This is a genomic window from Paraburkholderia fungorum (assembly GCF_046027605.1).
Taxonomy (GTDB): domain Bacteria; phylum Pseudomonadota; class Gammaproteobacteria; order Burkholderiales; family Burkholderiaceae; genus Paraburkholderia; species Paraburkholderia fungorum_F.
This window is the reverse complement of sequence record NZ_JAQQEF010000020.1, coordinates 104,691-124,820: the sequence shown is the minus strand read 5'-3', so window position 1 is coordinate 124,820 and position 20,130 is coordinate 104,691. Positions and strand designations below refer to the sequence as shown.

15 protein-coding genes and 1 pseudogene are annotated in these 20,130 nt (G+C 61.1%); 11 read left to right on the top strand and 5 right to left on the bottom strand.

The window, feature by feature from the left end; translation table 11 throughout:
- The first annotated feature begins 53 nt into the window (after positions 1–53).
- Genes acnA through PQR53_RS28000 form a run of 3 tightly spaced genes read left to right on the top strand, consistent with a single transcriptional unit; the run spans position 54 to position 4,392 of the window.
- Positions 54–2,678 carry an aconitate hydratase AcnA gene (acnA, locus tag PQR53_RS28010; RefSeq protein WP_408461301.1) on the top strand — a complete coding sequence of 875 codons (2,625 nt, stop codon included), beginning with the start codon at positions 54–56 and terminating at the stop codon, positions 2,676–2,678.
- A 47-nt stretch (positions 2,679–2,725) separates the two neighbouring features.
- Positions 2,726–3,622, top strand: coding sequence for a GntR family transcriptional regulator (locus PQR53_RS28005; protein WP_408461298.1), 897 nt, complete (start codon positions 2,726–2,728; stop codon positions 3,620–3,622).
- A gap of 35 nt (positions 3,623–3,657) precedes the next feature.
- Entirely contained in the window at positions 3,658–4,392 is a 735-nt protein-coding gene (locus PQR53_RS28000) for an ABC transporter substrate-binding protein (protein WP_408461295.1), read from the top strand.
- A gap of 434 nt (positions 4,393–4,826) precedes the next feature.
- On the opposite strand, the gene PQR53_RS27995 is transcribed toward PQR53_RS28000, so the two are convergent.
- The gene (locus PQR53_RS27995) at positions 4,827–5,393 is read right to left on the bottom strand and encodes a TetR/AcrR family transcriptional regulator (protein WP_408461292.1); all 567 of its coding nucleotides are present in this window, start codon (positions 5,391–5,393) and stop codon (positions 4,827–4,829) included.
- A 78-nt stretch (positions 5,394–5,471) separates the two neighbouring features.
- Here PQR53_RS27995 and PQR53_RS27990 point away from each other — a divergent pair, with 78 nt between their 5' ends.
- The 7 genes and pseudogenes from PQR53_RS27990 to PQR53_RS27960 all read left to right on the top strand — a co-directional run bounded on the left by PQR53_RS27990 (position 5,472) and on the right by PQR53_RS27960 (position 14,478).
- The gene (locus PQR53_RS27990) at positions 5,472–6,365 is read left to right on the top strand and encodes an SDR family oxidoreductase (RefSeq protein WP_408461289.1); all 894 of its coding nucleotides are present in this window, start codon (positions 5,472–5,474) and stop codon (positions 6,363–6,365) included.
- A 525-nt stretch (positions 6,366–6,890) separates the two neighbouring features.
- A pseudogene (locus PQR53_RS27985) lies at positions 6,891–7,118 on the top strand (DDE-type integrase/transposase/recombinase); the annotation flags it as partial.
- 418 nt (positions 7,119–7,536) lie between these two features.
- A complete protein-coding gene (locus tag PQR53_RS27980; RefSeq protein ID WP_408461286.1) occupies positions 7,537–9,033 on the top strand; it encodes an efflux transporter outer membrane subunit in 1,497 nt (498 codons plus the stop codon).
- A gap of 75 nt (positions 9,034–9,108) precedes the next feature.
- A complete protein-coding gene (locus tag PQR53_RS27975; RefSeq protein WP_408461284.1) occupies positions 9,109–10,389 on the top strand; it encodes an efflux RND transporter periplasmic adaptor subunit in 1,281 nt (426 codons plus the stop codon).
- Between the two features lie 10 nt (positions 10,390–10,399).
- Positions 10,400–13,762, top strand: a complete 3,363-nt coding sequence (locus PQR53_RS27970; protein ID WP_408461280.1) for an efflux RND transporter permease subunit — start codon at positions 10,400–10,402, stop codon at positions 13,760–13,762.
- Between the two features lie 60 nt (positions 13,763–13,822).
- Positions 13,823–14,125 carry a TetR family transcriptional regulator gene (locus tag PQR53_RS27965; RefSeq protein ID WP_408461384.1) on the top strand — a complete coding sequence of 101 codons (303 nt, stop codon included), beginning with the start codon at positions 13,823–13,825 and terminating at the stop codon, positions 14,123–14,125.
- Positions 14,017–14,478: a TetR family transcriptional regulator C-terminal domain-containing protein gene (locus PQR53_RS27960; RefSeq protein WP_408461277.1), complete on the top strand. Its 462-nt coding sequence runs from the start codon at positions 14,017–14,019 to the stop codon at positions 14,476–14,478. Before PQR53_RS27965 ends, PQR53_RS27960 begins: the two co-directional genes overlap by 109 nt.
- 239 nt (positions 14,479–14,717) lie before the next feature.
- Here PQR53_RS27960 and PQR53_RS27955 read toward each other — a convergent pair whose 3' ends face one another.
- Positions 14,718–15,668, bottom strand: a complete 951-nt coding sequence (locus PQR53_RS27955) for an AraC family transcriptional regulator (protein WP_408461275.1) — start codon at positions 15,666–15,668, stop codon at positions 14,718–14,720.
- A gap of 214 nt (positions 15,669–15,882) precedes the next feature.
- Between PQR53_RS27955 and PQR53_RS27950 the strand changes: the two genes are divergently transcribed.
- Complete coding sequence (locus PQR53_RS27950; protein ID WP_408461272.1) at positions 15,883–17,259, top strand: NAD-dependent succinate-semialdehyde dehydrogenase; 1,377 nt, start codon at positions 15,883–15,885, stop codon at positions 17,257–17,259.
- 524 nt (positions 17,260–17,783) lie between these two features.
- Here PQR53_RS27950 and PQR53_RS27945 read toward each other — a convergent pair.
- Genes PQR53_RS27945 through PQR53_RS27935 form a run of 3 tightly spaced genes read right to left on the bottom strand, consistent with a single transcriptional unit; the run spans position 17,784 to position 20,063 of the window.
- Positions 17,784–18,851: a maleylacetate reductase gene (locus PQR53_RS27945; RefSeq protein ID WP_408461269.1), complete on the bottom strand. Its 1,068-nt coding sequence runs from the start codon at positions 18,849–18,851 to the stop codon at positions 17,784–17,786.
- A complete protein-coding gene (locus tag PQR53_RS27940) occupies positions 18,838–19,182 on the bottom strand; it encodes a Dabb family protein (protein WP_408461267.1) in 345 nt (114 codons plus the stop codon). The genes PQR53_RS27945 and PQR53_RS27940 overlap by 14 nt, the downstream gene beginning before the upstream one ends.
- On the bottom strand, positions 19,179–20,063 hold the full coding sequence (locus PQR53_RS27935) for an intradiol ring-cleavage dioxygenase (RefSeq protein ID WP_408461265.1): 885 nt from the start codon (positions 20,061–20,063) through the stop codon (positions 19,179–19,181). The genes PQR53_RS27940 and PQR53_RS27935 overlap by 4 nt, the downstream gene beginning before the upstream one ends.
- Positions 20,064–20,130: the final 67 nt, after the last annotated feature.

The following is a 20,130-nucleotide window of genomic DNA, read 5'->3' as shown; positions in this document are numbered from 1 at the left end:
GTGGGGTTTATACTACATTGCATTTTTCGTTGCTAAAGTGCAAAAATGCAGTCATGGAAAATACTTATGTCCCCTCCGAAGCAACGCTGGACGTCGGCCAGTCCACGTATCGCTTCGTCGACCTGCCACTCATGTTCGGCGATACGCTTGCGCGATTGCCGGTCGTCCTGCGGCTTCTACTGGAAAACGTCATCCGCAACACTGACGGCGATGAACGGCGTCAGGCGGTCGAAGGCATTCTTCAGTGGTTGGAACGCGGTACGAGCGAGGTAGAAATTGCTTTTCAGCCCAGCCGTGTTCTGATGCACGACACGACCAGCACGCCCGCGCTGGTTGATATAGCGGCCATGCGTGATGCACTGGCTGAGGCGGGCGCGGATCCAACGACCCTGAATCCAGTGCTTCCGGTGGACTCGTCCGTCGACCATTCGCTGGCAGTGGAGTACTTTGCGATGCCCGATGCGGCGGCGCTGAATCTGAGCATGGAACTTCGCCGCAACAACGAGCGCTATCGCTTCTTGCGCTGGGCGTCGAAAGCGCTCAAGGGCGTACGAATCCATCCACCCGGCACCGGGATCATGCACACCATCAATCTGGAGCAGTTGGCTACGGTGGTGACCATCGAGGAGCGGGAAGGTGAAAACTGGGCGGTACCCGATACCATGATCGGTACGGATAGCCACACGCCAATGATTAATGGTATAGGCGTGCTCGGCTGGGGCGTCGGCGGCCTCGAGGCGCAGACAGTCATGTTTGGCATGCCCGTCATGCAGCGAATTCCCGACGTAATCGGGGTCCGGCTGACCGGCGCATTCAGACCAGGCACACTCGCGACCGATCTGGCACTGACGGTTACCCAGCGACTACGGGAAATCGGTGTCTCGGGAGAGTTCGTCGAATTTTTTGGTCCGGGCGTTGCAACGTTGACGGCCGGGGATCGGGCAGTTGTTGCGAACATGGCGCCCGAATACGGCGCAACGACGGGTTTCTTCCCAATAGACAATCACACGCTGGACTACCTGCGCCAAACGAATCGTAAGCCAGCATCGGTGGCGCTCGTAGACGCCTTTACGAAACACGCGGGCCTGTGGTTCGACCCATCCGCGGAGCCCGTCTATACGCGAACGATCGAAATCAACCTGAGCGCGATTGGCATGCAGATCGCTGGCCCGCGTCGTCCGCAGGATTTGCTCGACTACTCCGAAACGTCGAGCGCACTGAAAAAGTTCGCGTTTGAGCCAGCGACGGCGCACGAACAGATGCCCAGGCATCCAGTCGCCATTGCAGCCATCACCAGTTGCACGAACACATCAGATCCTGCTCTGCTGATCGCGGCGGGTCTCGTTGCCCGAAAGGCACGCAAGTTGGGGCTCAAGGTTCCGGCCTGGATCAAGACGTCGCTCGGCCCTGGTTCACCTGCCGCCGCGTCCTACCTTGAGCGGGCCAACCTGATTGAAGACCTGTCTGCGGTCGGCTTCGACATCGTAGGCTACGGCTGCACCACGTGTATTGGCAATTCCGGGCCGCTAACCGAGCCGATTCGAAATGCGCTTCAGAGCAAGTCCATCTATCCCGTTGCGATGCTCTCCGGAAACAGAAACTTCCCCGGACGGATCCATCCTGACCTCGATCTGGGCTTCATCATGTCACCACCACTGGTGATTGCTTTCGCCCTCGCCGGCAATGCAGAAGTGGATCTGAGCAACGATCCGGTACAGGTTGCGTCCGACGGCACGCCGGTCTTCCTGAAGGATCTGTGGCCGACCCGCGAAGAGGTCGCAGAGCTGGTTAAAGAGTCGGCAGAGCCGACCGACTATCCGCGGGCATTCGCGATCGCCAGCGACAACCCCCTCTGGCATGGCCTGAAATCGCCGGAATCGGCTCGCTTCCCCTGGGACCCGAATTCCACTGCGCTTCGCCGGCCCCCGTTTGCTTCACTGACTGAAGGCAGCCAGTTGGGCCGCTACAGCGCGTACCCCTTGCTGGTGCTTGGCGACGACATCACGACCGACCATATCTCACCGGCGAGCGCGATCCCGAAAGACAGTTTCGTGGCGGATTTTTTGGTAGAGCGAGGCGACGACCGGAACGACCTGAACGTTTTTGCATCCCGCCGCGGTAACTGGGAAGTCATGGTTCGCGCTGCCTTCTACAACCGGACGCTCGTCAATCTGCTGTACCGCGATGCTCCGGTCGCCCAGACATTGCATGTTCCGAGCGGCGATGTCCTGCCTGTCTACGAAGCGGCAAAGCGCTATCACGATGCGGGCACCTCCGTCGTGCTGGTTGCGGGTGAGCGATACGGTACGGGTTCATCGCGAGATTGGGCTGCAAAGGGGCAGCGGCTGCTGGGCATCCGCGCGGTCCTCGCGGTCAGCTTCGAGCGCATTCATCGCTCAAATTTGATCGGGATGGGGATTCTGCCGCTTCGTTTGCCTGAGGGCTTCAACCCGGCGACGCTAAATATCCAGCCTGGCGATAAAATCGAAGTCGACGCCGATGTCAACCTGCTTGCGCCGCGCTGCGCCATACCGGTGCGGATCGCAAGGGCCGATGGAAGCGTCACGACATTTAACGCAACCGCAGCGGTGGAAACTCAGCTTGAGACCAGGTTGCTGCGGTCGGGGGGCGTCATTCCGCTCATTCTGCAGAAAACAATCGCGGCACAAGAGTCCTGAAGCGATAAGCGCGGGGCGTTGCGCCGTGACAAGGTGACAAAACATCCATGAACGCTGAAAGATCGATTGCAACCCAGATTGTCGAGCTCATCCAGGCCGATCAGCTCGAAGTAGGCAGTCATCTGCCTGCCCAGATGCTCGCAGACCGACTTAGGGTGTCCCGCTCCCCGGTCAACGAAGCGTTGTCGCTGCTGCATGAGAAGGGCGTGCTTCGTCGCGAACGAAACCGTGGATTTTTTCTGGCTCAACCGGTGGCCAAGCGCGTGTCAGACGTCGTCGAACAACTTGGTTTGCCGGAGACCGATCTGATTACGGACGTGTACTTCCGCATCGCGGAGGACCGGCTGAAGGGGCTGTTGGAGGACGACTTCTCGGAACAGTTGATACGAAGCCGTTACGGATTGACCAATGCGCAGCTCACCGCGGTTTTAGCCCGTATCAGCCAGGAGGGTTGGGCGGAACGTAAGCCAGGTTACGGCTGGCAGTTTTCAAACATGCTGACAACGCCCGACAGCCTGTTGCAATCGTACCGCCTGCGGCTTGCGCTGGAGCCTGCAGCCCTGCTGGAGCCCGGCTATCGGCTCGATCCGAAAGTGCTTGAGCGATGCCGTGCGGCGGAAATGCACCTGCTCAACGGTGGCATCGAGACCGATACCGCCGACCAGCTACACGATCGTGGTGTCCGATTTCACGAGTCACTGGTTGAGGCGTCCGGTAATCCATTTTTTGTCGACACGATCAAGCGGGTGAATCGCGTGCGCAGATTGCTCTCGTACCGCTCGATGCAACACCGGGAGCGCTACACATTGCATTGCAAGCAGCACCTGCACGTTCTGGATTTGCTTGAGCGGGAGCGAAACGAGGAGGCGTCCATTGCTCTTCGCGAGCATCTTAGCCATACACTCGATGCCCTATCGAAGATCTCGGGCATTCTTAAACCCTAGCGTAGATCACCGCGCCCATTCCCCGCGAAAGCCAGATGACTATCGACCACTCCGTTGTAGCCGCCTTCACACCCACCGGAAAGCTGCGCGCTTCTATCAATCTCGGAAATCCGATTCTGGCGAATAAGGATCCCAAGACTGGTGCGCCTTTCGGCGTATCAGTAGATCTTGCACGGGAATTCGCGAAGCGATTGGCAGTCGATCTCGAGCTGGTCGTATTTGACTCTGCCGGGAAGTCCGTCGAGGCCGTGAGCGACGAACGGGCTGATATTGGTTTCTTTGCCATTGATCCACTGAGAGGGGCGAGCATTGCCTTCACCGCGCCATACGTCTTGATCGAGGGCTTCTATTTGGTCAGGGAGGAATCGACGATCCAGACGAACGAGGACGTCGACAACACAGCCAATCATGTTGTCGTTGGTAAGGGCAGCGCATACGATCTTTTTCTGTCGCGCGAACTTAAGAACGCGCAAATCGTTCGCGCGCCTACATCGCCCGCCGTGGTTCAGACCTTTATCGAACAGGGCTCGGAGGTGGCTGCTGGGGTCAAGCAGCAACTGGAGGCTGATGCCTCCAGGAACCACGGCCTTCGATTGCTGGGCAAACGGTTCATGGTGATTCAGCAGGCAATGGGCGTCCCGAAGAGCCGCGGCGACGCTGCCGCGGATATTCTCCGGCAGTTTGTTGAAGACATGAAAGCAACCGGGTTTGTGGCTGCTTCTCTGACAACCCATGGCATTGTCGGCGCGTCAGTCGCACCGGTTGCGTGATCCCGTAAGTCGAACGCGGTGACGGTCCGCACCTGCGGCAATCGAGGTTTGGCAGCGGCGGCCGCGTCGGATACTCCCGGATCGTTCAGCCTTCGGGAGTCCGTTACCTGATCTCGGCAGCCATTCGAATGTCCGCTGGCAAGCGCCGCCCAATGTCCGTAGATGGCCGGGTGCTGCCAGACGTGATCGGCCCAAATCGACCCACAGGCGTCCTTCGACCCGGCGCGAGCGCTACGTCAGCTTCCAAACCGGTACGGCCATTCGAGCTGCCGTCTCGGCCGGCAAGTCCTCGGCCTGTTCGGTCGTTCGCCAAGCTTCTTTCAGACTACCGCTAACTACCACACCGCAGACGTCCACCCGTCGCTCGGCAAGGGCGCCTCGGGCTCGATCGTCCTCTAACTCGAGGGGATAGGGGTTAACGGACCGCAACCCGGTCAGCGGGCTGTTAGCAGCCTCAATCGCTCAAGAGATTCGTTCACGATCTCGACATAACCGCGTCGTTCGGAGTCGCTGACCCATTGCGCGAAAGCGACCCGAAAGACGGCGATGCCTGCCTCGGCGACGAGACTCGCGTCCGAATCGCCTACGCCGCGCGCGCGAAGCGCGTGCGCGAGCGCGGCGGACAGCGTCGCCATCTTGATCAACTCGCGCTCGTACAGATCGGGGTTGGCGGCGATCACCGACTTGCGCACTCGTGCCAGAGGGCGGCGCTCGTCATCGAGAAAATCGCCCGCCTTCGCCAGCGCTGCGGCGATCGCGTCGACCGGTGACGCCTCAGCCGGTGCCTGGGCAAGGGCAGCTACCATCTTCTGCTGCAACCGTTCCGAGCCGTTGAAGAGCACTTCGCGTTTGTCGGCGAAGTAGCGAAAGAACGTGCGCGGGGTCAGCCCCGCGCGCTGCGCGATGGCGGCCACGGTCGTACGCTCGTAGCCGATCTCGCGGAACAGTTCGATGGCCGCCGCGCGGAAGCGGTCTTCAGAGTCGGGTTCCCAGCGACCCATGTTGCTCCCAAGGTGTTGACACAATGTGACATCATAGCGCTATACTGATGTCACTCAATGACATCAATGGAATTTCCCATGCGAATTCTCGTAACCGGCGCGTCGGGTTGGATTGGCTCGGCCAGCGTCAAGGAACTCATCGGCGCGGGACATCATGTCCTCGGGCTGGCCCGCAGCGGCGATGCTGCCACCAGGATCACCGAACTCGGCGCCGAGGTGGTTCGCGGGAGCCTCGATGACCTCGGCAGCTTGCGCGCTGCAGCCGCATTGGCCGACGGCATCGTGCACCTCGGCTACAACCATGATTTCTCGCAGATGGCCGCTGCCGCGCAAACCGATCGCGCGGCCATCGACGTCTTTGCCGACGTGCTGCAGGACACGGGTGGCCCGCTGCTGATCGCCTCGGGGACGCTGGGGTTGGCATCGGGCAGCGTAGGCACCGAGAAGGACATGCCTGCCGCAGACGTTCATCCGCGCACCGAAAACGCCGCCTACACGCTGAGCCTGTCCGAGCGAGGGATTCGCTCCATCGTCGTGCGTTTTGCCCCCACGGTCCATGGCGCCGGAGGCGACCACGGTTTCGTCGCGGTGCTCGCCCGGATCGCACGCGAAAAGGGCATCTCGGGGTTCATAGGCGAGGGGCAGAACCGTTGGCCGGCTGTCAACCGGCTCGACGCTGGCAAGCTGGTGCGTCTGGCGATCGACAAGGCGAGCCCGGGTGCCGTGCTGCACGCGGTCGCCGAGGAAGGCGTCGCTACATGCGAAATCGCCACGGCGCTCGGCCAGTTTCTGGGCGTGCCGGTGGAGTCGATCCCCGCCGACCTCGCGCAGGCGCAATTCGAGTGGCTAAGCATGTTCTTCGGCGCCGACATCCCGGCTTCCAGCGCGTACACGCGCTCGCTGCTGGGTTGGGAGCCCACACACCCGACATTGCTAGAAGACATCGCGGCCGGGCACTACCCTGGTCAGTGATCGCGACTGACGGACACGGACGAACCACATCCCGGTGACGGAAACCATTGCTGATGTGCTCGCCATCGGTTTAGTGACCTCTTTCTGACGCGACGCTGTTTGGATCAAAGCCTTTCTTGTCTTGTGGACCGATCTTCAGCGGGCAGAAAAGGGCCGTTCGCGAGACCACCAGCGAACGACCGAGAAGGAGCCTTCGACATTTGTAGTCGGATGGCCCGTTACGGGGCGGAGCCGACGCCTGAACGTCTGGCCGACGACGGATGTGAACGGCGGCTTTTGGCCGAACTCAGCCGGATGGCGAGCGACTCAGTTCGAACCTCGGCCGACGTCGGAGACGGTACGGTTCTGGTGCAAATAGGCTCATTGGTCCGGTTAAAGTAGCGATCCAATCAATCTGGTGGGCTGTGATGAGCAAGAGGAAGGGTCTGGAGGGGTTGTTCGATGGTCGGCATTTTGATTGGGAGAGCCTCACACCGGGCCTTGCGGGAGATGATCGCCGACGCTCTGTTGCCTGAGAGAGCACATGTGCGCTCGTCGAAGTATCTGAACAACGTGATCGAGCAGAAACATCGAAACATTAAGTCCAGAACGAACGTGATGCTCGGCTTCAAACGGTTCAGGAGTGTCGCGACCACGACTTCAGGCATTGAGTTGATGCACCGCATTCGCAAGGGTCAGTTCGACCTCTCCGCTCTCCGACTCAAGGATACCTCGGCGCCCGCTGTCTGGAATGCTGTTCTGCTCAATAAATAAGATATCCTTATTTATTGGAGATGTCTCGGCTTCACCCGCTGTTCGCACCAGAACCGTCATGGCCATCGAGGTGCCTTATTTTCATTCGCCGGACTTTACCGCAACGCCTGAATACGGCAGAACCCGGCCAAGGCGCTCCCGCGGCTGGTGGAGTTTTCCCCGGGGTAGCGCGAGGCGGCGGTCGCCATTGAAATTCTCTCCTTGTGGCTCACATCTGCAGAGTTCGTTTAATCCCGCTAAAGTACTTGTCATCTCGTTGCCGGATTGCTGATCCGGTGTGCAGAACGGGTCTCCATGGGACCGGAGTAAGCGCCAACGCGCTAACTCCGGTCGACACAGGGGAATGCACTTGAGAAGTCATTCACGCACCTTGGGACTTGCTTGCAAAAAGGCTACACGCTCTCGGTCGCGACGCGCGATGAAGGGCGGCGTGGCGCTCGTCCTCGTCACGGCCCTTGCGGCGTGCATGGTCGGCCCGGACTATCGCAAGCCTGAAGTCCAGGTGCCGGAAGGGTTCAAGGAAGGCGTCGACTGGCAGCGCGCCAAGGCGAATCCGCAGGCCGCGATCTCAAGCACCTGGTGGCGCATGTACGGCGACGACAAGCTCAATGGTCTCGTCGAGCAGGCGTTGCAGGCCAATCAGTCGATCGCGGCGGCCGAAGCCGCCTACCGTGTCGCGCTCGCGACCGTCGAGTCCAGCCGCGCGGGCCTGTTCCCAGTCGTCACGGCGGGCCTCGCCGGTGTGCGTTCCGGCGGCAACATCCAGGGGCTTTCCGCGAGTTCCGGCTCGTCGGCCTCGGCGGGCAACGCCGTGGCTGCTACCGGGACCGTCAGCTGGGAGCTGGATTTGTGGGGGCAGATTCGGCGCGAGATCGAGGAAGCGAAGGCGAACGCCGAGGCGTCGGATGCGCAGCTTGCTGGTGAGCGCATTTCGATCGCGGCCAGTGTCGCGACCGACTACTTCCAGCTACGCCAGGCCGACTACGACATTCGCGCGCTGAAGGAGCAGCAGAACATCTACAGCCGCATTCTCGTGATGACGCAGACAGGGTTCAAAGAAGGCGCAGCGTCGGGCGACGACGTGCTCAACGCGCAGGAGAACCTCGAAACGGTGATCGCCGATCTGCAGATAACCGAAACGACCCGAGAGCAGGACGAGCACGCGATTGCCGTGCTGACCGGCACGCCGCCCGAGTCATTCGGTATCGCCCCCGATCCTGACTACCCCTTCGTTCAGCCTGACGTGCCGCCCGCGCTGCCTTCGCAACTGCTCGAGCGGCGCTACGACGTGGTGAGCGCCGAGCGCACCGCGGCGGCGGCCAACGCGACCATCGGCGTCGCCGAAGCCGCGTACTTTCCGACCCTCACGCTCTCGGCCGAGGGCGGTTTTGCGCACAACACGTTCGCGCATCTCTTCACGGTGCCCAGCCGTTTCTGGACGCTCGGCCCCGATCTGGCAGCCACGATCTTCGACGGCGGCGAACGCACAGCGGCGGTACACAAGGCGCGCGCGACCTACGACGAAGACGTCGCGAACTACCGCAATACCGTACTGACGGCGTTCCAGAGCGTGGAGGACAGCCTGTCATCGATGAATCACCTGCGGGCGCAGGAAAGCGCGTTCGCGCAGGTGCTTGACAGCAGCAGCCGACTGTTCGCGAGCCAGCAGGCGCAGTTCAATGCCGGCGCGTCCAGCCAGCAGAACGTGCTGACGCAGCGCCTCACCCTGGTCCAGGCACAGCAGAACCTACGCGACACGCAGGCTCTGCTCGCCGAGAGCAACGTGTTACTCGTCAAGAACCTTGGCGGCGGCTGGCAGCGCGATGACGCCAAGGTCGTTTCGGCGCCGGCCGCCGCTGCTTCGCCCGCTTCCGAAACCGCTGTACGACCTGCCTCGGCGCAGTCTGCCGACTGACTCACATGCTGTTCCATACGGTCTGGCATCGCTCGCAGCACGCGTGTTCCGGCCTTAAGCAAGAACGGAGTTCTCATGAAGTCTCGTTCTCAGCGCGCGTCGCTGTCGTATCTGTGTCTGATCGTACTCGCCGGCTGCTCGAAACACGCGCCGCCGCCTCCGCCGCCACAAGTCGCCGTGGTGAAGGCGCAAGCGCAGACCGTACCGCTCGAGCGTCAGTTTGTCGGCCGGCTGTCCCCTTACTACAGCGCCAATGTGACGGCGCGCGTTTCCGGCGTGCTGCTGCGGCGCACCTACACGGAAGGCTCGCAGATTCGCGCGGGGCAACTGCTGTTCGAAATCGATCCGGTCTTTTACCGCGCGCAGCTGAATAACGACCTCGCGGTACTGGCCGAGGATCAGGCCACCTACATCAACGACCACATCACCGCCATGCGCAACCGCAAGCTGCTGCCGGTCGGCTCGGTCTCGCAGCAGACGGTCGACAATTCCGATGCCGCCGAACGCAGCGCCGCGGCCAAGGTCAAGGCCGACCAGGCAATCGTCGAAAGCGCACGGGTTTCGCTCAACTACACGCGCGTGACGGCGCCGATCAGCGGTATCGCCGGCCAGCAACAGGTGACGGCGGGCGCGGTGGTCGGCACCAGCACGTCCGACACGGGTGGCAGCGGCACGCTGCTGACGACCGTCCAGCAGATCGATCCGATGTACGTGAACTTTACGATCAGTTCAGCCGATCTGGCGACGCTGCAGCAGTCCCAGAGCAACGGTTCGATCAATCTGCGGCAGCAGAACCAGACCACCGTGCGGATCGGGCTGCCCAATCGTACGTCGTACGGCACGGCAGGCACCCTCGATTTCTCCGACGTGACGGTGAATGCCGCGACCGGCTCAATCAATATGCGTGCGCTCGTCGCGAACCCGCAGCGGCGTCTGCTGCCGGGCATGTATGTGACGCTGACCGTTGATTTCGGCCGGCAGAACAACGTGTTCCTGATTCCGCAGCAGGCAGTGCAGCGCGACACGGTCGGTGCATACGTGTTTGTGGTCGGCGCGGACAGCAAGGTGGCGCGCAAGGACGTCGAGGCGACCAATAGCCTTGGTAACAACTGGGTCGTCACGCGCGGGCTGGCCGACGGTGACCAGACCATCGTGACGGGTGTACAGCTGGTGCGGGAAGGCGCGCCGGTGAAGACCGTCGCGTGGCAGGCGCCTGCGGCAGCGTCGGGGGCGGCCGCGGATTCGGCTGCGACCACGACACCTGCTGTGTCAAGCCCGGCAGCGGCGTCTGGTCCCGCAGTTGCGCAGGCTTCCGCAGCATCAGCATCACCGGCTTCGGCCGGCATGGCGCAGTAGGAGACCGCTCATGCCGAGTTTTTTCATTAACCGCCCCGTCTTCGCGTGGGTCATCGCGATCCTGATCTCGCTGTTCGGCATCATATCGGTGCACGGCATGGGGATCGATTCGTACCCGGACATCGCGCCACCGGAAGTGACCGTCACCGCGCAGTATCCGGGCGCGAGCGCCCAGACGATGGAATCGACGGTGACCCAGGTGATCGAGCAGCAGCTTACCGGCATCGACAATCTGCTGTATTTCAGTTCGAACTCCAGCTCGAACGGCCAGACGCAGATCACCCTCACGTTCGCGACCGGCACCAACCCGGACATTGCCCAGGTGCAGGTGCAGAACAAGGTCACGCTCGCCGAGCCTCTGCTGCCTTCGCAGGTCACTCAGCAAGGGGTGGTTGTGGCGAAGGCGAGCCCGGACATCCTGCTGTTCGTCGCGCTGCAGTCAGATAATCCCGCGATCGATGCTGGGCGGCTCTCCGATATTCTCGCCTCGCAGATCCAGCCTAACATCGGCCGTGTGAACGGGGTCGGCAATACCACGCTGCTTGGCTCGGAGTACGCGATGCGCATCTGGCTCGACCCCGACAAGCTGCAGAGCTACGGACTATCGACGACTCAGGTGCTCAATGCCGTGACCTCGCAAAATGCGCAGTTCGCAGCCGGCTCGCTGGGCGCGGATCCGGCCGTGAAGGGCCAGGTGTTTACGGCGAACGTGACGGGCGACAGCCTGTTTTCGTCGCTCAAGCAGTTCCAGGACATCATTATCGTGGCGAACAGCGACGGCACCACGATCAAGCTCTCTGACGTGGCGCGTATTTCGTTCGGCTCGCAGACGTATGGCTTCGCGCCGGTCTATAACGGCAAGGCGGCTGGCGGTATGGCGGTTTTTCTGCTGCCGGGCGCGAATGCGCTCGCGGTCGAGAAGGCCGTAAAAGCCGAGATGGCGACGCTGGCGCGAGATTTGCCGGAAGGCGTCACATGGAGCGTGCCGTACGACACCACGCCGTTTATCACCGCGTCGATAGTCGACGTGATCCGCACGCTCATCGAGGCGATCGTGCTGGTGTTTTTCGTGATGCTGATCTTCCTTCAGAATCTGCGGGCCACGATCATCCCGACGCTCGTGATTCCGGTGGCGCTCCTCGGGACTTTCATCGGCCTGTCGGCGCTGCACTACACGCTCAACCAGTTGACGCTGTTCGGCATGGTGCTGGCGATCGGCATTGTGGTCGACGACGCGATCGTCGTGATCGAAAACGTCGAACGCATCATGAGCGAGGAGCATCTGGAGCCACGGGCGGCGACGCGCAAGGCAATGGGCCAGATCACCGGCGCCATTGTTGCGATCACGGTGGTGCTCTCCGCCGTGTTCATCCCATCCGCGCTGCAGCCGGGCGCAACCGGCATCATCTACGCGCAGTTCGCGCTGACGATCGCGGTGTCGATGGGATTTTCCGCGTTCCTCGCGCTGTCGTTCACGCCTTCGCTATGCGCGGCGATCCTGAAGCCCGAACACGCGCAGAACAAGAGCGCGGTCTACCGCTGGTTTAACCGCAGTTTCGACTGGACGTCGAATAAGTACCTCGGCCATGCCGGCCGCGCCGTGCACCATGCGCCACGCTGGATGATCGTGTTTGTGCTCGTCGTGGTGCTGACCGGTTTCCTGTATACGAAACTGCCGACCAGCTTTGTGCCCGACGAGGACCAGGGCTTCGTGCTCGCACTCATCAATCTACCGCCCGGCTCGACGCTGCAGCGCACCGATCACGTGATGGCCGAAGTACGCGACAAGCTCGAACACAGTGCGGTCGGCAAGGAAATCGTGGGCATTTTCCAGCCAGAAGGCTTCAGCTTTGTCGGCACGAGCGAAAACGTCGGCATGTCGTTCATCAAGCTGGCGGACTGGAACAAGCGCCATGACACCGCGATGGAGCTGATTCCGCAGATCAACCAGATCCTTCATACCATTCCCGATGCGCAGATCTTCGCGGTGAATCTGCCGACCATCCGCGGGCTCAGCCAGTTCGGCGGCATCGATATGTATCTGCAGGCGCGTGCCGGCCAATCGCGTGCGGAGCTTGCCCAAGCCACGGCCACTCTGCTTGGGAACGCGTCGAAGAGCCCTGTGCTATTCGGGATCCGTCCGAATTCGCTGCCAAGCGCGCCGCAACTGGACGTCGCGGTGGACCGGACTCAGGCCGAAGCGATGGGCCTGTCGCTGACCGATGTCTACGACACGCTCCAGATGGAGCTCGCGCCGTTCTTCGTCAACCAGTTCACTTACGGCGGGCGCGTGAAGCGTGTCTATATCCAGGCGGACGCGCCATACCGGATGGGGCTCGATGCGCTCCAGCACCTGTATACGCCGAGCCTGTTCACAACCGGTAGCAGCACGAGCACGGCCGCGAGCCAATTGTCATCGAATAGCGCGACCGCGTCGAACGGCTTCGCGACGCCCGTCGACCCGTCGCCCGCGAACCCGTCGATCAGCCCTTACAACATGGTGCCGCTCTCGAGTGTGGTGAATACCAGATGGAGCTTCGGGCCGACCGTGCTACCGCGCTACAACGGCTACTCGGCGATCGAGGTTGTCGGCAACTCGGCCTCTGGCTATTCGACCGGTCAGGCGATCGATGTGCTGCAGAACATCGTGGACCACCAGTTGCCGGTGGGTTTCGCGGCAGACTGGACCGGGCAGTCGTTTCAGGAATTGCTGTCGGGCTCGTCGGCGGTGACGCTGCTGATGCTGTCGATCCTGGTGGTGTTCCTCTGTCTCGCCGCGCTGTATGAAAGCTGGTCGATTCCGGCTGCGGTGCTGCTGGTCGTGCCGCTCGGCATGCTCGGCATGCTGGCATTCTGCCTTTCGTTCGGTGTGCCGAACGACATATACTTCAAGATCGGCCTCGTGACCGTGATCGGTCTTGCGGCGAAAAACGCGATCCTGATTGTCGAGTTCGCGGTGGAGGGTCAGCAACGTGGCATGACGCTGCGCGACGCCGTCCTGACCGCAGCCCGGCTGAGGCTGCGTCCGATCCTGATGACCTCAATGGCCTTTATTCTCGGCGTGTTCCCGCTCGTTGTCTCATCGGGTGCAGGCGCCGCTTCGCGTCACGAAATTGGCACCGGCGTGATCGGCGGCATGCTGTTCGCGACGGTCTTCGGTTTGCTGCTGATTCCGGTGTTCTATGTGGTCGTACGGCAGATGCTGGGCGACAAGCTCGACGAGGTGTCGCACAAAATGCACCATCGCGACGGTGAAGACGGGGACGGCCATGGCAAGCACGACGGTGGCACACCGGGAGATAGCGGCGGTCATGACGGTGGTGGGACAGGTGGCGGGGGCGCAAGTTCTACGGGAGAGGGCACGCCTGCCTAGCAAACCGGCGTGCGCCAGATACGGCGCGCTTCAGTCAGCCATCCAGCGGCACAGCCACACATGAAAAGAACACGACACCAGGCGCAGGAGACGCGCAACCAGATTCTCGACGCGGCGGAATGGGTCTTCGCCGAGCATGGCGTCGCCCATACGTCGCTGGAGGACGTCGCGGTGCGGGCGGGATTCACGCGCGGCGCGATTTACGGACACTTTCGCAACAAGGGCGAGCTGTTCGTCGCCAGACGAACCGTGTCATGTTGCCGATGGAGATGCTGGTCTCGGCATCAGTCGATGCCGAGGAGCCAGATCCGCTTGGCAGGATACGGCAACTGCTGGTGTTTTGCCTTGGCCAGGCGGTGGTAGAGCCACATAGCCGCCGTGTTTTCGAAGTGCTGTTCACGAAGTGTGAGCACACACGCGACACGGATCTTGTGTTCGATCGACAGCGCAACGCGGCCCGCAACGGAAGAAAGCAACTTGAGCTTGCTTTGCGAAACGCGATCGCAAAAGCGCAATTGCCGTCCGACCTGGATACGGTGCGCGCGTCGGGCGTCGTGCACGTGTTTCTCGACGGGGTGTTGCGAGACTGGCTGCTGGAACAGGATTCGATCGTATTGCCGCGCGATGCTGAGTATCTGGCGGATGTGTGCATCGGCATGCTGCGGCATTCGCCTTCGTTGCGGCGGGGAGATGAGGATGTGCATGCGCTCAGTTAAGGGACGATCGGTCTCCGATCTTCTTCGTCGCGCCGGCGGCCTTATGCGCCGTTTTCCATAAGACCGATGACCGGGCTCTTGCCGTCAGGCTGTGAAGGTCCGCTCTCTGCGTCAAGCTGCCGCTCATGCAACTGAATCCCCGACAACTTGAGGCCTTTCGTAATTGCCGAACCGTGTCGCGGACATGTCCAAATGAACAGCCGGAAAAGATGGCAAACGGATGTTTCTCGCGGGTGCCTTCAGTGAGACGACACGAAGGGCGACGACAAACTAGCGTCAGGCACGGCAAAATGCCGCTGCATACGCACGATCTCCTCCGACGGTGTACCGCCGAATAGCCGCTTGAATTCACGGCTGAATTGCGAAGGACTTTCGTAGCCGACCTGCGCGCTCGCGGCGGCTGCGGTCATGCCCTGCCTCGCCATGAGGAGACGCGCCTGATGCAGTCGTGTCGACTTGATGTACTGCAACGGCGAAGTATTGGTCGTAGCCTTGAAGTGCGCATGGAAGGAAGGCACACTCATTTTTGCTTCAGCGGCAAGATCCTCAACCGACAAGGCCTCCGCATAGCTCAAATGAATCTTTCTGAGCGCCTTCGAGATACGGCCAAAGTTGCCACGCCGGTTAAGGGCAGCGCGCATCGAGCCGCCCTGCTCGCCCACAAAGACGCGGAAATATATCTCCCGAACCAACGCCGGACCGAGTACCGCGGCCTCGAGCGGATTACGCATGGCACGCAAAAATCGCAGCACGGATTCGCCGAGCGCGAGATCGAGCCGCGTGGTGGCCATACCACGAGGCTCGATTGCGACCAGGCCGTTACGCTCGTCGATCTGCGTCAGAACGTCGGCGGCAAGGCTCATATCGAGTCGTAAATATATGGCGAGTAATGGTTCTTTGTCAGTCGCATCGGTCTCCATGGAAAAAGGTAAAGGCAACGCGACGACCAGATAGTGCTGCGCATCGTAGACGTACACCGTGCCGCCGAGGTAACCACGCTTTCTGCCCTGACAAACAATCACGATACCCGGCTCATAAAGCACCGGCGTCCGCGTAAGCGGCCGGTTCGAGCGCAGGAAGCGGATATCGACCATCGGAGTCAGGTTATATCCCTCCTGCGGCGCCAGTTCTAGAAGCAGTCCCACCATCTCGGCACGCACACGCGCCAGTGCCTGCGTTTCGCTTTCCATTGCAGATCACCCGTTTAGCGTCATCTCTATCGATGACGATCAGTGTGCCACATTGCATTGCGTTATGACGATAGCCTCATAGGATCAGGCAAGCAATGCAGACGATCTCGCGTTCGCGGATCTTCGTAGCGCGCATAGGATTCAGTCATGCACCGGCGTCACGCCGCAGCGTCTGCCGGTGCGAGACCCTGAATCATCCTAAGGAGAAAGCTGCATGATCGACGTTCTCAATCCCGCAGACGGCAATGTCGTCGGACAGGCCGAGCACCATTCCGAAGCCCAGGTACGCGCGGCGATCGATCGCACCTGCGCCGCATTTCCTGCGTGGTCGCGCCTGCTCGCCAAACAACGCAGCGACATGCTGCGCAGATGGTTCGATCTCGTCAGTGCGGACAAGCGCACATTTGCCGAACTGATGTGCCGGGAAAACGGCAAGTGTCTTGTCGAAGCACTTGGAGAAATCGAATACGGACTCGGTTTCGTCGAGTGGTACGCCGAAGAAGCGAAACGTGTCTATGGCGACACTATCCCGACACATGCACAGGGTGCCGCAGTCATCGTCACCAAGGAGCCCGTCGGCCCCGTTGCTGCGATCACGCCGTGGAATTTTCCGTTCATGATGATTACCCGGAAGGTGGCTACCGCATTGGCCGCCGGCTGCACGGTCATCATCAAGCCGGCGGAAGAAACCCCGCTGACCGCCTACAAACTTTTCGAATACGCACGTCGCGCCGGCATTCCGGAGGGCGTGCTCGAAATGGTGACGGGGGACCCGGTGCAGATCGGACAGCTCATTACGAGCGATGCCCGCATCAAGAAGATTTCATTCACCGGCTCCACGGCGATCGGCAAACTGCTTGCCCGTCAAAGCGCGGATACGCTCAAGAAAATGACGATGGAATTGGGTGGCAATGCGCCGTTCATTGTGTTCGACGATAGTGACGTTGAAGAGGCTGCCAATGGCCTTGTCACAGCAAAACTGCGCAACTCGGGTCAGGTGTGCATTTCGCCGAATCGCGTGTATGTACAGTCCAGCATCCATGACCGTTTCGTTCAACGCGTCAAGGAACTGGTGGAAGAGATTCCCGTCGATCAGGGACTGCAGGACCGCTTCGTAGTGGGCCCACTGATCAACCAGAAGGCGGTTTCCAAGGTAACGGAACTAGTCGAAGATGCCAGGGCGAACGGAGCGAAGGTGGTACTCGGCGGTCATCTGCACGCAAAAGGCGGGCTCTTTTACGCTCCGACCATCCTCACCGATCTGAAGGATGACATGCAAATCCAGTCAACCGAAATTTTTGGACCGGTGTTTCCTGTCTACCGCTTCGAGACCGAAGAAGAAGTCATCGCGCGAGCCAACGATACGGAATATGGACTTGTCGCCTATGCCTACACGCGCGATCTGGGCCGCGCATTCCGGCTCTCACGAAATATCGAGTCGGGGATGGTCATCCTGAATTCGGGTTCCGTGGGTACTGCGTCCGTCCCATTCGGTGGGGTCAAGCAATCGGGTTATGGGCGGGAAGGCAGCTATTACGGCATCGAGGAATACGTGCAGGTCAAGTATACGCTGATGGCAGGGCTGGGCTGAGCGCCCCCTCTCGTTGCCAACTTCGATGCCGGGTTCGCCGAGAGTTATCCAGAAGCGATGCAACCCGTGATCCAGCCTGAGGGGCGGAGCTTCGAAGGAGGCGGACACGTGTACGTGGGAGAACAGCGGTTTGATTTCAACAACAAACACAACATATTTGTCGTGCTTCCTGGTATCCCTTTCGACTCTCCGCAACCTCTGAATCGGTCATCCTTAGCTCCTCCGATTGACCGGTTCTTCAAGCTCTCAATCTGCTTCGCGAACAGCGCAGCTGGCCTCTTTCAAATTCTGGTAACAGTTGATTCATATAGGCCCGTGTAAATGAATTTTGTAATTCCCCCTATTGCTCCGGTTGCAGTGCCTGTGTTCGGTATTCCCCTGCGCCTGCGTCCAGTCTGCGGTCAATGGTGTATCCACTAGCCCCCGATTGAGCACGCGTGAGAACAAACTTACGCGAACCAACGATGGTGCGGTGGGGCAAGCGCGCAAACGCGCCGCGAATAACGCGCGCGCGCTTCTCAAACTCAGGCCCGCGGCGGCACACCGTCGAAGGCATCCTGCAGCAGCGCACGAATCCCCGCGAAATCGATAGCGCGCGGATTCCAGTAGGGATTCGCCGTGGCAAGCTCCGCTACCCGATCGAGCTGATCCGCCTGCATGCCGATGTCCTTGAGTGCGACCGGCGAGCCGTTCGCGCGGGCCAGTTCGTACACACCCGTCGCGGCATCCGCATGTCCGAGCGCTCTCGCGATCCGCTGCATGGCCTCGGGCACGGCGCCGGCGTTGTAGGCCAGCACATGCGGCAACACGATCGTATGAGTCAGCGCATGCGGCAGATTGAGACTGCCGCCTAACGTGTGACATAGCTTGTGGTGCAAGGCCATGCCGACGTTGCCCAGCACCGTGCCGCACAACCACGCCCCATACAGGGCACGCGACCTCGCCTGCAGGTCCTGCGGATCGGCGACGATGGCCGGCAACGCCTGCGCGAGCGCAGCGATGCCCTCTTCCGCCATCAGGCTGATGATCGGATTGGCGTCACGTGAATACAGTCCTTCAGCGGCATGCGCAAGCGCGTTGATACCGCTCGTCAGCGACAATTCCGCAGGCAGTGAAAGGGTCAACTCAGGATCGTAGATCACGGTCTTCGGCAGCACGCGAAGATCGGTTCCCGTCCGCTTCAGGCCGCCTTCGGTCAAGCCGAAGATCGGCGTCATCTCGCTGCCGGCATAGGTGGTCGGAATCGCGAGTATCGCCAGTTCCGACTCCAGCGCAATAGCCTTGCCGAGGCCTATGGTCGACCCGCCGCCCACGGCGATCGCGCAATCGGCTTTGAGCGAAGCCGCCAGCTCACGGGCTTCGATCGCCAGTTCGAGCGGCACGTGCATGACCGCCTGATCGAAGATGGCCGCCGCACGCGAGCCCAACCGGTGCGCCAATGCTTCAGCGACCTCGCGTTGCTGCGGCGTGCACAGGATCAACGCGCGCTCGGCCCGCAGGTTGAGCACTTCACGTTCGAGATGCTGCAAACTGCCGGCGCCGAACACCACCCGCGCCGCGCGCGCCGAATAAACGAATTCAGGCGTTTGCATGACAGTCCTCCGAAGTCCTCGCTGCCGGCTCGGTGACGGCATAGTCCACCTGATAACGCGCTGTGCGGATGTTGCCCAACGCCTGCCGCACGCGCAGATGTTCCGGATGGCTGGCGTAAGCGTCCAGCGCCTCCTGCGACGCGAATTCAGTAACGAGCACGACGTCGCACGCATAGTCCACCGCGCTGGAATCGATGCCGACTTCGAGATGCCGCATGCCGGGAATGCGTCCGCGCAACTGTTCAAAACTTTGCTTGACGAGTTGGCGTGCCGCCAGCTTCTCGTCGGGCGTGTCGCCGCCCACGCGCCACATGACGATGTGTCTGATCACGCTGCCTCTCCTACCGGGTTCAGAACGAAGTTGTAGTCGAGCGTGTAAAACGGCGTCGACATCGACGAACCATCCGGCGCGATGCCTGCTTCGTGCTTCACCCATTCGACAATCAGGCTTGAGCGCACGCCGAACACGGCGTCGGAATCGAGATATTGGTCGCCGTCGCGGAATACGTGCGTAATCAGCGTCTCGTAGCCGGGCGCCTTGATCCAGAAATGTAGATGGGCCGGCCGCCAGGGGTGCCGCCCGAGTCCGTCGAGCATGCGTCCAACCGGACCGTCGTACGGAATCGGATAGGCCTCGGCAAGAATCGAGCGGAAGTGAAACCGGCCGTCCGCCTGGGTACGCAGTGTGCCGCGCGCGCTGTGGGCCATCTCGCCGACCGCCTCAGTCGTCTTCTGCACGTCGTAATAACCGTCTTCATCCGACTGCCAGACATCGACCGATGCGTCAGCAATCGATTCGCCATTCAGGCCGCTGACCCGGCCCCGCACAAAGCACGGCGCACCGGGCGCGCCATTCGACAGATCGGCTCCGTTCTCGTATTCGGGCGCGCCCTCGACGAAGAAGGGACCCAGCACCGTCGCCTCAGTGCAGACAGCGGGCTTGCGATTGTTCTGGGTCGTCACCAGCATCGAGAGCCCGAGCGTATCGGACAGCAGCACGAACTCCTGGCGTTTGTCGTCGGTAATGTGGCCGACGTCGGTAAGGAACTGGATCGCCTTGAACCATTCGTCCTCGGTCAGTTTGACCTCGCGCGCAAACGCATGGAGGTGCTGGACCAGACTGGTCATGACCGTGCGCAGACGTGCGTCGCCGCATTTGTCCATCGAGGCGAGCACCGCCTGGGTGATCGTGTCTTCGCTGATATTGCGCATTGTGGATGTCTCCGTTCTTAGGGTGGCCGTCCATCGGGTAAATGGGATATTAGGCCTTCGCCAGTGG

Bases quoted from the DNA above. Each gene is read 5' to 3' on its own strand.
- PQR53_RS27935 (WP_408461265.1), bottom strand. From the start codon at position 20,063: ATGCGCAATATCAGCGAAGACACGATCACCCAGGCGGTGCTCGCCTCG.
- PQR53_RS27970 (WP_408461280.1), top strand. From the start codon at position 10,400: ATGCCGAGTTTTTTCATTAACCGCCCCGTCTTCGCGTGGGTCATCGCG.
- PQR53_RS27960 (WP_408461277.1), top strand. From the start codon at position 14,017: ATGTTGCCGATGGAGATGCTGGTCTCGGCATCAGTCGATGCCGAGGAG.
- PQR53_RS27965 (WP_408461384.1), top strand. From the start codon at position 13,823: ATGAAAAGAACACGACACCAGGCGCAGGAGACGCGCAACCAGATTCTC.
- PQR53_RS27980 (WP_408461286.1), top strand. From the start codon at position 7,537: ATGAAGGGCGGCGTGGCGCTCGTCCTCGTCACGGCCCTTGCGGCGTGC.
- PQR53_RS27955 (WP_408461275.1), bottom strand. From the start codon at position 15,668: ATGGAAAGCGAAACGCAGGCACTGGCGCGTGTGCGTGCCGAGATGGTG.
- PQR53_RS28005 (WP_408461298.1), top strand. From the start codon at position 2,726: ATGAACGCTGAAAGATCGATTGCAACCCAGATTGTCGAGCTCATCCAG.
- PQR53_RS27995 (WP_408461292.1), bottom strand. From the start codon at position 5,393: ATGGGTCGCTGGGAACCCGACTCTGAAGACCGCTTCCGCGCGGCGGCC.
- acnA (WP_408461301.1), top strand. From the start codon at position 54: ATGGAAAATACTTATGTCCCCTCCGAAGCAACGCTGGACGTCGGCCAG.
- PQR53_RS27975 (WP_408461284.1), top strand. From the start codon at position 9,109: ATGAAGTCTCGTTCTCAGCGCGCGTCGCTGTCGTATCTGTGTCTGATC.
- PQR53_RS27945 (WP_408461269.1), bottom strand. From the start codon at position 18,851: ATGCAAACGCCTGAATTCGTTTATTCGGCGCGCGCGGCGCGGGTGGTG.
- PQR53_RS27990 (WP_408461289.1), top strand. From the start codon at position 5,472: ATGCGAATTCTCGTAACCGGCGCGTCGGGTTGGATTGGCTCGGCCAGC.
- PQR53_RS27950 (WP_408461272.1), top strand. From the start codon at position 15,883: ATGATCGACGTTCTCAATCCCGCAGACGGCAATGTCGTCGGACAGGCC.
- PQR53_RS28000 (WP_408461295.1), top strand. From the start codon at position 3,658: ATGACTATCGACCACTCCGTTGTAGCCGCCTTCACACCCACCGGAAAG.